Genomic DNA, 15,849 nt, shown 5'->3' with positions numbered 1-15,849 from the left:
ATTTTTTTTTACCCCCCTTAACCGTCTGACCTATTGATTTTTACCTCGACAAAAACCATTCAAATTAAAAAACAACCTAATTTAGCTACTTTTTCACCAATAGCAGGAATAACAAAATTTTTATTGTCTCTAGATCAATATAATAATTTACAATTTAATTATATTTAGTATAGAGTACCACTATATATTCCATATTCAAACACTTATACTAACATGAGAGAAATCTACAAATTATTCTCAGCCATGGTCCTTTTCCTGCTGACAACGGGAGGGGTATGGGCGCAGTACACTGTCACCGGGTCGGTGGTAGATGAACGCACAGGAGAACCGTTGATTGGGGCAAACATCCTGATCCGGAACACCACACAGGGTACCGTCACGGATATTGACGGGAATTTCAGCCTGAATGTATCCACAAATGAGGAGGTCAGCTTGGCTATTTCCTCCTTAGGCTATTTAAGCCAAAACTTTACCGTTAGCCCCACCAACACGACTTTAAATGTTAGGCTGCGGGAAGATGCCACCAATTTGGAGGAAGTGGTGATTACAGGTCTTGCCTCCAACGTCAAGCGATCCAATCTGGCCAATGCCGTAAGTTCGGTTTCTGCCAGGGAGCTTACCGGGACCACCACCATTCAAACCACGGATGGGGCTCTTTACGGAAAAGTGGCCGGAGCCACCATCCGGTCCAACGGCGGTGCTCCAGGCGGAGGGATGTCCATCCAATTGAGGGGTATTTCCTCCCTTACCGGCGCTTCCCAACCCCTGATAATCGTGGATGGGGTGTATATCAACAACTCCTTCCAACGAACGGGCCGTGCTACCGTATCTGGAGCAGGCGCATCCAATCAGGATGACGGAGCAAACAGGTTGGCAGATTTAAACCCTAATGACATCGAATCAATTGAAGTCCTCAAAGGTCCGTCAGCCGCCGCCATCTACGGTACCCGGGCCAACGCCGGGGTAATTATTATCACTACCAAAAGAGGTGCAGAAGGCAGAACGAGAGTTTCATTTTCCCAGGATGTGGGCTTTGCAACACCTTTGAGATTGCTGGGAGTGGATGATTGGAGTGAGGATAAAATCAATTTCTTCTTCCCTGAAGCCCGACGGCCAATTGAATTGGAGAGATTCAGACAGGGTGTGCGGATAGATTACGAGGATTATTTCTACAACAACACCGCCCTGTTAACCAATACTAGGTTGAACGTGAGCGGCGGTACGGACAAGACCAAGTTTTTCATTTCGGGAAACATCACCAATGAGGATGGTACAGTAAGAAACACAGGTTTTGAAAGATACTCTATAAGAGCAAATATCGACCATAAGATCACCAACTCGATCAAACTGGGGGTTTCCTCCAATTATATCAAATCCGATACGGACAGGGGTTTCACCGGCAACCAGAACAACTCCGGCGCCTCTATTGGGTATAGCATCGCCTATGTGCCCAACTATTTTGACCTGAGACCCGACGCAAATGGAATCTATCCGGTCAACCCGTATTTCTCGGAAAACCCTGTGGCAGTAACCGATCATGCGGTCAATAATTCGGATGTCAACCGCTTTATCCAGGCCTTCACATTGGATATTGATTTATTCAAGACCAGCAGAAGTTTCCTTAAAGCCCAGGTAGCTGGGGGTGTTGACTTCCTCCAAAATACCACGTTGGTATACCTGCCCGAGTTCCTTCAGTTTCAAAGAGGCCAAGCTAATCCCGGGGATGCACTTTGGGGCAAGCAGGAAAGCTTGAACACCAACTTCCAAGCTGCGTTGGTCTACAATTGGAACTTGGGTAGGGTCAATATGAACTCCCAAGCAGGCTTGGTCCGCCTGGACTTTAAAAATGATGCCCTGTTCAACAGAGGCCGCGGACTGGCTCCGGGCCAAAGAAACCTTCAGCAGGCCTCCGTTCAAGAAATCAACCAGCAATTCTTCAGTGAGGTGCAGGAGGCGGGTGTTTTCTTGCAGCAAGAAGCCAACTTTGATGACAAAATCATCGGTACTGTCGGTATAAGATGGGACAAATCCACCCTCAACGGTGACCCCAACCTATTCTACGCCTTCCCTAGGGCTTCATTGGCGGTTAATTTGACCAATTTTGATTTCTGGAACCCAACAGTGGTTTCACAGTTGAAGCCCAGAATAGCCTATGGCGAAACTGCCGGCCCGGTTGCTTTTGGAAACACCTTTACCCCTCTGGAGGGAGCCAATATCGGTGGACTGTTAGGTTCGGTGGTATCCCCTCAGATCGGAAACCGTCAAATTCGCCCAGAAACAGCTCAGGAACTTGAATTTGGTTTGGATGCCAATTTCTTCAACAATAGAATTGGTTTTGAAGCAACCTATTACATCAAAAATACCCAGAACAACATTCAAAACCTGAATCTTGCCCCATCCACTGGGGTAATCATTACTCCTAGCAATGAGGCTGAGCTTCAGAACAAGGGTATTGAATTGGCCCTATTTGGGACTGTGGTGGACAAGGCGAATTTCCGTTGGTTTTCCCGAGTACTTTATTGGCAGAACAGGGTGAATCTAACTCGACTTGGCATCCCAACTTATACTGCAGGAGCCTTTGGTAGTGCATTGGGTACTTTCTTGTATGCTGAGGGATATGCTCCTACGACCATTGTCGGCACCCCAGCGGACCCAAGCATCCCAGGTGGATTTACGGTTTGGGGCAACGCCCAGCCGGATTTCAATATGTCCTTCTATAACTCTTTTAACATCGCCAGAAATTTTGAGCTTTCTTTTCTAGTGGATTGGAGACAAGGGGGTGACAACATCAACCTTACTTCTTTCCTCACTGATGGTGGTGGCACCACAAGGGGCTGGTTTAACGATGACACAGGAGATGGAATTCCAAACGGACGTCAAAGACCCCCTGCCCCCTACAACAACGCAGGCCGTTGGGTTCAGGATGCCTCATTCGTTAAAGTAAGGGAAGTAGGTTTATTCTACACTGTTCCAAAAGCAACGGTAAGCCAGGCATTTGGGGGAGCCATAGAAAATATCAGGGTGGGAACTTCTGCAAATAACCTGTTCCTCTTCACCAAATATGAGGGCTATGACCCCGAAACATCAACCTTTGGAGCCCAAGCAGTGGCCAACAACGTTGACATTGCCCCATATCCAACACCAAGAAGGATATTCTTCCATTTGACAGTTGATTTTTAAACCACTAAGAAGAAACACATGAAAAATACAAATAAAATCCTTGGGGCGCTGGCCATGTCAGCATTGATACTCGGCTGCAACCCTTTACAACTTGACACCATTGATGACCCTAACAACCCATCAATTGAAAGCGTGTCGTCAAATGCCTCACGGGAACAGATTCAGTTCCTATTGACAGGTCTTGAATTCAGACACCGGGGTTACGTCACCAATGTCTCCCAGGCCTGGAATACATTTGGCCGAGAAGTATGGTACTTGAATGCATCTGACCCTAGATTCCAAACCGACTGGCTGGGCCAAGCAGGCAGAACCCCGGACCGTTCCTACTTTGGATTTGGAAACACAGGCGCAGGTTCTTGGGCGGCCCCCTACCAGGCAATCAATCAGGCCAATGTACTGGTGACCGCCGCGGGCAATACAAATGTACTCTCACCTGAGGAAACCAGTGCGGTGACCGGCTTTGCAAGAATGATCCAGGGGTATCAATTTATGATCCCGGCCAATTTTGTATATGACAACGGAATCCGCATAGATGTGACTGACCCCTTGAACCCCGGACCATTTGTCAACTATGATGTGGCCCTAGACCATGTAGCCAATTTGTTGGAACAGGCTGAATCAAGCTTCGCTGCTGCCGGAGCAGGTGAGTTCCCCTTCACCTTGACGAGTGGGTTTGCTGGTTTCACCTCTGTACCAGCTATAAGACAGGTAAACCAGGCCATCTTGGCCAGAGCCAATGCCTACCGCAACAATTGGCAGGGAGTGCTTACCGCTTTGGAGGGATCATTCATGAACATGAGCGGGAACCTTCAGGCAGGTCCTGCCCACCCATTCACCGGTCCGCCAGATGCCTTTAATCCACTGTATTATGTACCGGATGCAGCGGTGAATACCATCATTGTGGTGCATCCCTCGGTATTGGCTGATGCAACACCTGGAGATTTGAGGGTGGCCAATAAGTTTTTCGAAAGGGAAATTCCCGTTACCATAACCACTGATGCCACTCCGTTGGTGGGTACTCACCAGGATGCACGCTGGCCGACCAACACCGCACCGATTCCTTTTATCCGTAACGAAGAACTCATACTTTTGAAAGCGGAGGCCCACGCAAACCTTAGCCAACCAGAGCTGGCCGTGGAAGCGATCAACGTTATCCGGAACGCTGCGGGAATCGGGGCTTACACTGGACCAACTGACCAGGCGTCGCTGATTAGTGAAATCCTCTACCAAAGAAGATATTCGCTATGGGCCGAACCTTGGGGGCACAGGTGGATTGATGCCAGAAGGTATGACCGTCTGGATGAAATCTCCACAGCTTTCGACCAGGGTACTATTTTCAGACAGTTTCCCCACCCACAGGCAGAACTCAACTGGGATCAATATGTAGGAAATTGATAATAATTAATTCCAATTGCAGAGGGGCTGATTATTTCAGCCCCTTTTGCTTTAATACCAGTCTTCGGTTTCCCCATAGCATCATTACAAATAATCCCCTATCTTTAACCATGTTTCACCAAAACTTTTATCCATGAACAGACTTTACCCAACCTCCATATTTCTATTGGCAATAATGCTATTTGTTTCCTGCCAGCAAACCTCTACCTATCAGGACGAAAAGAAAATCAAACGCTATGACAGACCCGAGGCCAGTATCCTGAAAGGTGTTTACATTCCGGATGGCGCTGAGTATTTTTATACCTCCGGCTTGGTCGCGCCCGTGAAGGCTGAAAATGCGGAAGCGGGAACTTACCAACGGTATGGCGACACACGTGAGCAGAGCTTGGGGATCCTCAACAGGATAAAGGAAACCTTGGAAGAAGGCGGGTTTGCCATGGAGAACGTGGTTTTCCTAAGGGTTTACCTTGCACCTGATAAGGATGGAAAAATAGACTGGGATGCCTGGTTCGATGCCTATGGAGAATATTTCAACAATGATGAAAACCCAAACAAGGTGGCCCGTTCTACCATCGCAGTACATTCACTGGCAAATCCTGAACTTTTGATCGAAATCGAAGCAGTAGCCGCCAAATAAAAAAAGCCTTCCGAAAATCATTCGGAAGGCTTTTTTTATTAAGTTATTCTATAAACTCTCCGTAGAGAATTAGCGACAATTAATCTAAAGCTACACTCTCTACATTCTTAAAGTAAACCTGCTTGTCAGCGTCAAGGTCTACCAATACCGCAGAGTCGTTTTTAATATATCCAGACAGAATCTGCTTTGAAAGCTCATTAAGGATCAGGCGCTGCATGGTTCTTTTCAGCGGCCTTGCACCAAACTGCGGATCGAAGCCCACCTCACCAAGATAATCCAACACCTCCTTGGTGGCATCAATCTCGATGTTTGCCTCCTCAAGGCGTTTCTGGATCTCCTTCCACTGGATGTCGACAATCTTGCGGATGATTCCTTTATTTAATGGTTCAAACATAATCGTCTCATCTATCCGGTTGAGGAATTCAGGCCGCACGGATTTTTTCAGCAAGTCAAACACCTCCTGTTTGGTGCTTTCCATGACTTCCTCCTTGTTCCATTCCTCCATACTTGCAAACCGCTCCTGAATCAGGTGCGAGCCAATATTGGTGGTCATAATCACAATGGTGTTTTTGAAATTGGCAACCCGGCCTTTGTTATCGGTTAGCCTGCCGTCATCAAGCACCTGCAGCAGGATGTTGAAAACATCGGGGTGTGCTTTTTCTATTTCGTCAAGCAAGACTACTGAGTAAGGTTTCCTTCTCACCGCCTCGGTCAGCTGCCCCCCCTCATCATAGCCCACATAGCCTGGAGGCGCTCCAACCAGCCTGCTCACTGCATGACGCTCCTGATATTCGGACATATCGATCCTCACCATGGCATTATCATCGTTGAACAGGTATTCCGCAAGGGCTTTGGCCAATTCGGTTTTCCCCACCCCGGTGGTTCCTAGAAATATGAATGAACCGATAGGGCGCTTGGGATCCTGTAACCCCGCGCGGCTTCTTCTCACCGCATCAGAGAGGGCGCCTATAGCTTCTCTTTGTCCAGCCACACGCTTACCTAGCTCATCCTCCAAATGAAGTAACTTTTCACGCTCACTCTGGATCATTTTGGAAAGCGGGATACCGGTCCACTTGGACACTACCGCGGCGATATCCTCGCTGTCAACTTCCTCTTTGAGCAAAGCGGATCCCTGCTGCATTTCGGCAAGCTGCTTTTGGAAGCTTCCAAGCTTTTGCTCAGATTCCCCGATCTTGCCATAGCGGATTTCCGCCACCTTGCCAAAATCACCGGCCCTTTCGGCCTGTTCCGCTTCCAGCTTAAGTTTGTCGATATTTTCCTTTTCCCTTCTGATGCCCAGGATTACCGCCTTTTCGCTTTCCCATTTGGCCTTTACATCCTGGCGCTTTTCGGAAAGCTCGGCTATCTCCTTGCTGAGAACAGCTTCTTTATCCTTGTCTTTTTCTCTTCGAATGGCCTCCCTTTCAATTTCCAACTGCATGATTCTACGGTTTAGCTCATCCAGTTCCTGCGGAAGGGAATCTATCTCCATGCGCAGTTTGGCGGCGGCTTCATCCATCAGGTCAATGGCCTTATCCGGCAAAAACCTGTCGGAAATATACCGCTGGGACAATTCCACAGCCGAAATCACCGCATCATCCTTGATCCTCACCCCATGGTGAAGCTCATATTTATCCTTGATCCCCCTCAGGATGGAAATGGCATCCGCTGCATCCGGTTCATCTACAATTACTGCCTGGAACCTTCTTTCCAAAGCCTTGTCCTTCTCGATGTATTTTTGGTACTCCTTCAGGGTGGTCGCACCTATCGCATGTAGCTCCCCTCTGGCCAATGCTGGCTTGAGAAGGTTGGCAGCATCCATGGCCCCTTCACCTCCACCACCTGCACCGATCAGCGTATGGATTTCATCAATGAAAAGAATGATCTCCCCATCGGAATCGGTCACTTCTTTGATGACAGCCTTGAGTCTCTCCTCAAATTCACCTTTGTATTTGGCTCCGGCTACCAAAAGCCCCATATCCAATGAGATAATGGTTTTTGACTTCAGGTTTTCCGGCACATCCCCGCTCACGATCCGTTGGGCTAGCCCCTCCACGATGGCGGTCTTACCCACACCTGGCTCTCCGAGCAGTATGGGGTTGTTTTTGGTTCTCCTAGCCAAAATCTGCAACACCCTTCTGATCTCCTCATCACGGCCGATCACAGGGTCAATTTTGCCTTTTTGGGCCATCTCGTTCAGGTTTTTGGAATATCTCTCCAAAGACCTGTATTTGGATTCTGCATTCTGATCTGTCACTTTATTTCCTTTTCTTAGTTCCTTGATTGCATTGATCAGCGGCTTTTCGGCTACCCCCTGATCTTTCAACAGCTGGGCGGTCTTGTCCGATCCGGCCAAGATCCCCAAAATCAGATGCTCAATAGCCACAAACTCATCCCCAAAGGTTTTGAGGTAATCCTTGGCCTTGGTCATCACTTGGTTTGAAGCATTGGAAAGGTATGGCTGCTGGCCCGACACCTTTGGAAAGGATTGAATGAGTCCATCCAATTTCGTGGCAAGCACGGCTTTATTGACACCCAATTTTTTAAAAACAAAATCGGTCACATTTTCATCTTCCGCTAAAATCCCCTTCAAAAGATGGGCTGGCTCAATGGCCTGCTGTTGCTCAGCCATGGCCAGCTCGGCGGCCTTCTGAACGGCTTCCTGGGATTTGATGGTAAATTGTTTGAAATCCATATTACTAGTGGTTTAAGTATATCCAAAGTTGAATTACAGAATCCTTATCAAAACCTCCACCAATCAAAAAAACGCATAAAAAGCAGAAATTATGTCTTAAAAAGCACTAAAAACCTATGTAGAAATGCCATTATGTCAGAAAAATCACCTCAATGAGTATAATAATTGAGTTGGTCCATCAGCTTCTGAACATCCCTACGGATCAGCTCCGGGCGCAGGGAGTTGTCCCATTTGTGCTCGGCCCTCACTTGATATACAGCCAAGGTATCGGCAATATCCACTTGATAAAGGGAATATTGGATATCTACCATATGCTTGGACTCTGATGGCGTGTGAAGGGTAGCATACCTCCTGTTGACATCCTGACCAGCCGCACTCAAGGCTGAGAGCTTGCTAGTTCTAGCTATTTTCCTGTTAATAATATCCACCTGCAAAAGGTAAACGATGCCCAGTTCGGAATAAAGCCTATCAATATTCCTTTGGACTGAAAAATCCCTAATACCCGCCGAAAGCAGCTCAACTTCAAGCTCATCAGTGGAAAACACATCTATAAAACCGTTGCTGCGCAGCTGCCGGAGCACCGTAGAGGAAAAAAGCTCATGTTCCTTATAAGGCAAACTGTTCAGCCCATTTACCAACATCACCTGGCTGATGTCCAATGGGGCAGCCTGATGGTTTACCTCCATGCGCTGTACATGATACACACCTGGCCTGCAAGAAACCAGGCAACCCATCAATATCAAAACTATGAGCACTCTATACATGCCAAATCCCATGCTGCAGCCACTTTTCCTAATAATTTTTTAAACTTTTCTCCGTGAAGAAGTCTCCCATCAATCTACCACTTTTTCCTCTATATCCCCAATGTTTTCCTTGACAATCATGCCCTCTTTTAATGCATCTTTTGCTGCAATAAAAGTATCCTTCACCAAAACCTGCTCCACACCCAGCTTTCGGAGTTCCTGTCCGATCTCCTTTACTTTGGCTTCCCTTTTATAAGTGCTCACATTTCTGATATAGATTCTTTTCACCCTGCCGGGAAAATCACGGACCGCCTGCAAATAGATCTCGGGATCCTTTTGCCCGCTGTCCCCTATCAGCACAAACTTCAAATCCGGGTAGACCTCAAAGATATGCTCAATCTGGGTCAGCTTGTGCAGCTCATGGCTTCCTGCAATAAACTGCTCCCTGGTTAAGCCTATATCACGCAGCATCAGCGGGCCTTTTGGGATGTGGTGAATTTCAAGAAATTCAGCCAAAAAATCATATAAGTTCCAAGGGCTGCTGGACACATAAAAGATCGGGTTATCCGGCTTTTCATCCCTCCCCTGCACCAAGGCCTTATAAAACTCCGCCACCCCGGGAAAGGGGAGCCTGGTCAAGGCGTTGTGGAAAAAAGTCGCCTGAAACATGGCGTACCATCTAGTGGCTCCAGTAGGGACAATCGTATCATCGATATCCGAAATTATCCCAAATTCAGCTGTCGAAGGCGGGATAAACACCTTCCCCTGTGCGGTCACTTTTCCTTGCCTGCGCACGACCTCATCCAGAAGCTCCAGCTGTACCTTCCGCACATCCCCAACTTCCTCAATGGTTTCCTTTGGCGATAGCTTGAATTCAAAGTACCCCTCCTCATCAGTCACCACCGTCTGCACATCACCGGCAAATGAAGCCCGGACCCTGACATTGGGAATCTTCCAACTCATAAACCTTTTGTACATGGATTTGAAGTTTTTCCACCTGCCATGCCCCTCTTCAGCGGGCTTTATCCCCCTGTCCTTGATCACCCGGCCGATCAGGAAAACCTCATGATTGGAGCCGAAACCTTTGAAAGGCAAGACCATGATCTTCCGGACGATACCTGTTTTCTTGCCCACCCATAATTTCCCCATGGCAACTTTTCTTCTGAAAAAATAAGCACTTCTCAAGAGGTTTCTTTTATTAAGCATAGCTTGAAATTTAGATTTGAAGATATAAACCAAACTTTCTTTCTTTCCTGAATGTTTGCCTAGGCACAAATGACCAAGCTGCGCTTGTCGCAGAGAATGCTTAACTTTGCAAAATGAATACACCTGAGAAAAGAGATATACGTAAATTCAGTCTGGAGCAACTCGAGGAATTTTTTGTGTCCCAAGGGGACAAAAAATTCCGGGCCAAGCAGGTTTACGACTGGTTGTGGAACAAGTCGCTGAAGAATTTTGACGACATGACCAATATTTCCAAAGAAACACGGGAGATGCTGAAGGCAAACTTTCTCATCAATCATGTGAAGGTGGACCTCATGCAGCACAGCAGCGACGGCACCATCAAAAATGCGGTAAAGCTTTATGACAGCAAGATTGTGGAATCCGTGCTGATCCCCACCACCAAAAGGATCACTGCCTGTGTCTCCTCCCAAGTAGGCTGCAGCCTGGACTGTAACTTTTGCGCCACGGCAAGGCTCAAAAGGATGAGAAACCTCAACCCGGATGAAATTTACGATCAGGTAGTGGCCATCAAAGAGGAAGCGGAAACCTATTTCCAGCGTCCCCTGACCAACATCGTTTTTATGGGAATGGGTGAACCTTTGCTGAACTACAACAACGTGATTTCTGCCATCGATAAAATCACTTCCGCCGATGGACTCGGTATGGCGCCACGAAGAATCACTCTTTCCACAGTAGGCATCCCAAAAATGATCAAAAAGATGGCTGACGATGAGGTGAAGTTCAATCTTGCCATTTCCCTGCACTCCGCCATCAATGAAACCAGAAGCCGATTGATGCCAATCAATGATGTCAACCCCATTGAGGACTTGGCAGAATCCCTTAAATACTGGTATTATAAAACAAAACGCAAGGTTACCTATGAATATGTGATCTGGGACGGCATCAATGACAACAAAGAGCATGCGCTTGCTTTGGCAAAATTCTGCAAACATATCCCGAGCAAAGTCAATATTATTCAGTACAACCCTATTGATGAGGGTGAATTCCGACAGGCCTCACAGGAAGCAGTTGACATGTATATCCAGGTGCTGGAAAGCCATGGGATCATTGCCAAAGTAAGAAAATCACGGGGCCAGGATATTGATGCGGCCTGTGGCCAACTTGCCAATAAAAACGAAGTAGAGGCGATTTTGAAGGAGTAAACGTCTGCTGGTTTAATTTTTGTGCAGCTTCTGAAAACTATTTAACTATGAAAAAGCTATTGTTTATCTTCACATTTGTGATGACCGTGGGCCTTACCGAAGCCCAACAGCGCGGGGAAGCCAGGATTCAACTTGGCGGGGACTTTGGATTTACTTCCGAGCTATTCGGCCTTAATTTTGGAGCTGAGTACTTCCTTGTGGATAGGATCTCCCTTGCCCCTAACCACACTATTTACTTCTGGGAATTCGGCAGGGCAAGCAACCTGAATATCGATGCCAGATATTATTTTACCGAAGGAATCCTTCAATGGTATGGAATGGCTGGTTTCACCAATAATTGGGAAAATCCTGATTTAATTGGCGGTGATTTCAGAACTAGCCGTGCAGGAGCCAATGTAGGCGTGGGAGGTGTGCTTAAATTTGCCGACCGTCTGGCATTTAATCCAGAATTTAAATATCAGCTTCAGAACAGCGGGCAGGCCGTATTTAGATTGGGACTGGTTTATTTTATAAATTAGACCGGAGACGGAAGACCGAAAGTTTCTACGCGGAAAGAAAAGGGACATGGAGCTGCACAGAGTTCGACACTGAGTTTCACAGCTCCTTTTTACTGACAAAGCCAGGTTCCTTCTGCGCGGCAGAACTTAATAGATTAAAAGTGTCAAGTTAATTTACGACATGACCTACCAAAAATAAAATAGCCCGGAGTGATCGCTCCGGGCTATTTTTATGCTTTGTTGCTGAATTCAAAGAGTTTTCTTTTTTCGTCCTTGGAGAGGCTGTCGTAGCCCTTTTCCGCGATCTTGTCCAGGATCCTGTCGATTTCTTCCTGAGAGGTCATCTCGCCTGCCCTGCTTTTGGAAAGCGGTTCAGACTTGTATTCGTAGCTTTTTTTCCTGTAGGTTACTTTTACCTTTGACTTCCTACTGAAGAGCTTTTCAAAAAACTGCCCCACTACCTGCACAGGAATGCCCAAATCACGCCCATTGCGTAGCTGAACCACATAGATGTATCCAAGTGCAGCTCCTCCCAAGTGGGCAAGCTCACCACCAGCATTACTTCCTGCTGAATTGGCAAAGGCCACCAGCACGTAAAATATGGCTATGTATTTTATTTTGACGTTTCCCAGCAACAGAAGCCTAAAGGAAGTATTGGGCGATAAAGTCGCAGCTGCAACAACTATGGCATACACCCCCGCACTGGCACCCAGCATCAAACTTCGGTCAACGTGATCGCTAAAAAGAGGGGCTATGTTGTACACCACCATATAAAACAGTCCACCGGTGATACCTCCCAGAATATATAGATTGGCCAACTTACGGCTGCCCAAATACTCCATTACCAAAAGCCCAAACCAATAAAGGAACAGCATATTGAACAGAATATGGAAAAACCTGTCGTGGGTAAACATGTAGGTGAAGATGGTCCAGGGCTGGGTGATGAAATATTCCGGGGCTGCCGGCATCATCAGATAGGACCTCATGGCATTGTAAAGGGCCTCCTGACCGGCCAAACTCAAAAACACCCAAGAGACTAGGAGTATAAAATACACCAAAAGGTTAATGGCCAATATTTTATAAAGGCTGTTTCCACTTTGGTTAAAAGCGTTCTTAATTTGATCCCAAAATCCTGCGTACATATTTGTTAATAGAAACTATCTCTACTTCTTTTCCAATAAGTAATTAATATAAATCCGATCACTAAGCCACTTAGGTGCGCAAAGTGGGCCACATTGTCCGTAGGGCGGCTATCGATAATGTTCCAAACGGTATATAGTCCATAAAAAAGAACCAGGTATTTCGCCTTTACCGGCATAGGTGGAAACAGCAGAAACAGCTGGGTGTTTGGAAATAGCATACCAAATGCAATCAATACACCAAATAATGCGCCAGAGGCTCCCACCATCGGGATATTTGCTACATTATTTCGGATTTTAACCATATAGTTCTTGGCGATGCTCTCATAGCGCTCATTTTCCGGGTTGCGGTCATAATCATCAATGAAATCATAGATCTCAGGTTTGAAATGATGCCGGTGGGCCGCCACGAACCTGTTGAATTCCGCTGGACTGGGATTGTTGTAAAAACTCTCCACGTGGGTGTCCAGCTGGTTCATCCTATAGAACGTATATCCCGAATATAAGATTCCTGAGCCCACACCACAAACCATCCAGAGGATAAGCACCTTTTTGCCACCCAGAAACTGCTCCAGCATGGGACCAAAGATAAACAAGCCGAGCATGTTGCTGAACAGGTGCCAGAAGTCGGCATGCATAAACATGTAGGTCAAAAACTGAAAGGGTTCAAACCTATCACTGTTGATGTAATAAAGGGCAAACCAGCCTTTCAGCTGGGGCATTAAATAGGAGGTAATGACAAAAATCCCTATGGTGATTAGCAGTAAATTTTTGACTACCGGAGTTAAAGATCTGAACATGTGTTAGCGCTGAAAAAAGCTTTGTAGTTTATTTAAATCTAATTTGACGAAGGTTTTGTTTCCCGATACGCCATAATTCGGGTTTTGGCAGGCAAAAAGCTGCCCCACCAGGGTTTCCATTTCCTGGGCTTTCAATACCTTACCCTTTTTGATGGACGAACGCTTGGCAAGCGACCTGGCAAGGTTTTCCTTGTTGTCAATGGACAATTCGGATTTGAAGTGCTTAAACTGCTCGAGCAATCCCTCAAACAGGGCCTTTTCATTGTTGATGTAAATATCAGCAGGCACCCCGTTGATCACCACGGTGTGCTGGCCAAACTCCTCTACCAAGAAGCCCAGGCTGTTGAGCTCTTCATGCAAATCCATGACCAAAGAGAAATCCGAGGGACTCAACCTTATACTTTGCGGAAACAGACACTGTTGGGAAGCCCCCTGGGTATTGGTGAGCTGCCTGATGTAGCGCTCATACAAAATCCGCTCATGTGTGGCCTGCTGGTCCAAAATCAACAACCCTGTGGACATTTGCGCCACGATGTAAGTCTGCTCCACCTGGAAGGTCGTCCCGGTGGCCGCAATTGCCGAAGGAGCCGCAGACTCCTCTTCCCTACTCTGTACCGGTTCGTCGGCATTGACCTTGCTGGAAAAGGTCATCATTTCCGGGTTCGCCGTTTCTTCCTTTTTCCACTCTTCCCTCTCTGAGGAAGAATGGGAACGGCTGTTCAGGGCATCCTGTTCAAAAAGATTTTCCCATCCGGTCGCATCCTTCTTCTTAAAGGATGGCATGGAGTGCGTTTTGTAGGAATTTTCCTGCTTCACTTCCTGCTTTTGCCCCTCGTCCCTTTTCCAGGTATCGGTAAAGTTGACATCCATGCTAAAATCCAGCGTGGGCACCACATTGTGCGCCCCAAGGGCCTGCTTGACCGCAGATCTTACCACCGCATAAATGGTGCGCTCGTCATCGAATTTGATTTCCGTCTTGGTAGGGTGCACATTGATATCGATGTGGGTGGGGTCCAAATCCAAAAACAGGCAATAGAAAGGATGGCTTTCCCCAGGCATTAGACCTTCAAAAGCATTGGTAACCGCATGGTGCAGGTAGTTGCTTTTTATAAACCTGTTGTTGACAAAGAAGTACTGCTCGCCTCTTGATTTTTTGGCGTTTTCCGGTTTGCCTACATATCCGTGAATATTCAAGTGAGGCGTTTCTTCATGGCAGGGGACAAGCTGTCCCTGGTAATTCTTTCCAAATACCCCTACGATCCTCTGGCTAAGCTTGCCGGGATTCAGTTTGAAGAGCTCCATATCGTTTTGCATGAGGGAAAAACCAATTTCCGGATAGGCCAAGGCCACCCGTTGGAATTCCTCCACGATATGCCGCATTTCGATGGCGTTGGATTTGAGGAAATTTCTTCTGGCAGGTACGTTGAAAAACAGGTTTTTGATGGCAATCGAGGTCCCGGTAGAGCAGACTACGGGCTCCTGCTTTTTCACCTCCGAACCCTCTATACAGATCAAGGTTCCCAGCTCATCATTGGCGGTGCGGGTTTTCAGTTCCACTTGGGCCACCGCCGCAATGGAGGCCATTGCCTCACCACGGAAACCGAACGTTTTGATGGCAAAAAGGTCTTCCGACTGCCTGATCTTGGACGTGGCGTGGCGCTCAAAGCTCATCCTGGCATCGGTCGGGGACATCCCCTTACCGTTGTCAATCACCTGGATGAGGGCCTTACCAGCCTCTTTTATAAATACCTGAATATTGTCGGCACCTGCATCCACGGAATTTTCCATCATCTCCTTGAGAGCGGAAGCGGGCCTTTGAACCACCTCACCGGCTGCTATCTGGTTGGCAATAGCGTCGGGAAGTAGTTGGATAATATCACTCATGCTTTTTCTTTCCTTTTAACCTGAAAAATACCATCACCAATCCTGCGCCCGCCGCAATGTAAAGAAGGGCATAAAGGGCCGCATTTCCATAGTAAATATACCCAAATACCCCCACCATCAGAATTACAAAAATCAACATCCTCAAAAGTCCGGCACTGGACAAACCACCGGAGCTACTTTTACGTAAACTACTTTGGGTAAATGCTCCTCTGAGGGAGGAAGAACGACTTTTTCCAAAATCTTCTTCCCCATATTCATCCGGATGCAAAACACCCTTTGACTCCAATTCTTTTTGAATTCTCGAGGTTCGCTGTTCGATTTCTTCTTTTACCGGATCATAAAATCTGGGTTTGATATCAAATCGTTGATGGCTGGCGGACTTAAATAATGATGGGAGTTTCATGGGTCAAATTTTCGGTTGTCACTTGAATACGTTACTTAAATAAACTTATTCCACTTTATCACAATACAATAGGGCTGGGACAAGTTATT

12 protein-coding genes are annotated in these 15,849 nt (G+C 46.9%); 5 read left to right on the top strand and 7 right to left on the bottom strand.

Features of this window, described 5'->3' with window-relative positions; translation table 11 throughout:
• Positions 1-213: 213 nt before the first annotated feature.
• The 3 genes from KI659_RS00325 to KI659_RS00315 all read left to right on the top strand — a co-directional run bounded on the left by KI659_RS00325 (position 214) and on the right by KI659_RS00315 (position 5,212).
• Positions 214-3,180, top strand: coding sequence for a SusC/RagA family TonB-linked outer membrane protein (locus KI659_RS00325; protein ID WP_213943353.1), 2,967 nt, complete (start codon positions 214-216; stop codon positions 3,178-3,180).
• An 18-nt stretch (positions 3,181-3,198) separates the two neighbouring features.
• Positions 3,199-4,575, top strand: coding sequence for a RagB/SusD family nutrient uptake outer membrane protein (locus KI659_RS00320; RefSeq protein WP_213943352.1), 1,377 nt, complete (start codon positions 3,199-3,201; stop codon positions 4,573-4,575).
• Positions 4,576-4,708: 133 nt separating this feature from the next.
• Positions 4,709-5,212 (top strand): RidA family protein, encoded by a 504-nt coding sequence (locus KI659_RS00315; protein ID WP_213943351.1) that lies wholly within the window; start codon positions 4,709-4,711, stop codon positions 5,210-5,212.
• A gap of 79 nt (positions 5,213-5,291) precedes the next feature.
• Here the strand turns inward: KI659_RS00315 and clpB are convergent, their stop codons facing one another.
• The 3 genes from clpB to KI659_RS00300 form a co-directional block, all read right to left on the bottom strand.
• Positions 5,292-7,907 carry an ATP-dependent chaperone ClpB gene (gene clpB / locus KI659_RS00310; protein WP_213943350.1) on the bottom strand — a complete coding sequence of 872 codons (2,616 nt, stop codon included), beginning with the start codon at positions 7,905-7,907 and terminating at the stop codon, positions 5,292-5,294.
• Positions 7,908-8,056: 149 nt separating this feature from the next.
• On the bottom strand, positions 8,057-8,683 hold the full coding sequence (locus KI659_RS00305; protein ID WP_213943349.1) for a hypothetical protein: 627 nt from the start codon (positions 8,681-8,683) through the stop codon (positions 8,057-8,059).
• 57 nt (positions 8,684-8,740) lie between these two features.
• The gene (locus KI659_RS00300) at positions 8,741-9,856 is read right to left on the bottom strand and encodes an App1 family protein (RefSeq protein WP_213943348.1); all 1,116 of its coding nucleotides are present in this window, start codon (positions 9,854-9,856) and stop codon (positions 8,741-8,743) included.
• 113 nt (positions 9,857-9,969) lie between these two features.
• Between KI659_RS00300 and rlmN the strand changes: the two genes are divergently transcribed.
• Complete coding sequence (rlmN, locus tag KI659_RS00295; RefSeq protein WP_213943347.1) at positions 9,970-11,037, top strand: 23S rRNA (adenine(2503)-C(2))-methyltransferase RlmN; 1,068 nt, start codon at positions 9,970-9,972, stop codon at positions 11,035-11,037.
• Between the two features lie 47 nt (positions 11,038-11,084).
• Positions 11,085-11,555, top strand: coding sequence for a hypothetical protein (locus KI659_RS00290; protein WP_213943346.1), 471 nt, complete (start codon positions 11,085-11,087; stop codon positions 11,553-11,555).
• Positions 11,556-11,764: 209 nt separating this feature from the next.
• On the opposite strand, the gene KI659_RS00285 is transcribed toward KI659_RS00290, so the two are convergent.
• Genes KI659_RS00285 through KI659_RS00270 form a run of 4 tightly spaced genes read right to left on the bottom strand, consistent with a single transcriptional unit; the run spans position 11,765 to position 15,760 of the window.
• Entirely contained in the window at positions 11,765-12,676 is a 912-nt protein-coding gene (locus KI659_RS00285) for a rhomboid family intramembrane serine protease (protein WP_213943345.1), read from the bottom strand.
• A 5-nt stretch (positions 12,677-12,681) separates the two neighbouring features.
• Positions 12,682-13,473 carry a rhomboid family intramembrane serine protease gene (locus KI659_RS00280; RefSeq protein ID WP_213943344.1) on the bottom strand — a complete coding sequence of 264 codons (792 nt, stop codon included), beginning with the start codon at positions 13,471-13,473 and terminating at the stop codon, positions 12,682-12,684.
• 3 nt (positions 13,474-13,476) lie between these two features.
• Positions 13,477-15,357 carry a DNA mismatch repair endonuclease MutL gene (gene mutL / locus KI659_RS00275; protein WP_213943343.1) on the bottom strand — a complete coding sequence of 627 codons (1,881 nt, stop codon included), beginning with the start codon at positions 15,355-15,357 and terminating at the stop codon, positions 13,477-13,479.
• On the bottom strand, positions 15,350-15,760 hold the full coding sequence (locus tag KI659_RS00270) for a hypothetical protein (protein WP_213943342.1): 411 nt from the start codon (positions 15,758-15,760) through the stop codon (positions 15,350-15,352). The genes mutL and KI659_RS00270 overlap by 8 nt, the downstream gene beginning before the upstream one ends.
• Positions 15,761-15,849: the final 89 nt, after the last annotated feature.

It is taken from the genome of Litoribacter ruber (assembly GCF_018449405.1).
Classification (GTDB): domain Bacteria; phylum Bacteroidota; class Bacteroidia; order Cytophagales; family Cyclobacteriaceae; genus Litoribacter; species Litoribacter ruber.
This window is presented reverse-complemented; position numbering and strand designations above follow the sequence as displayed.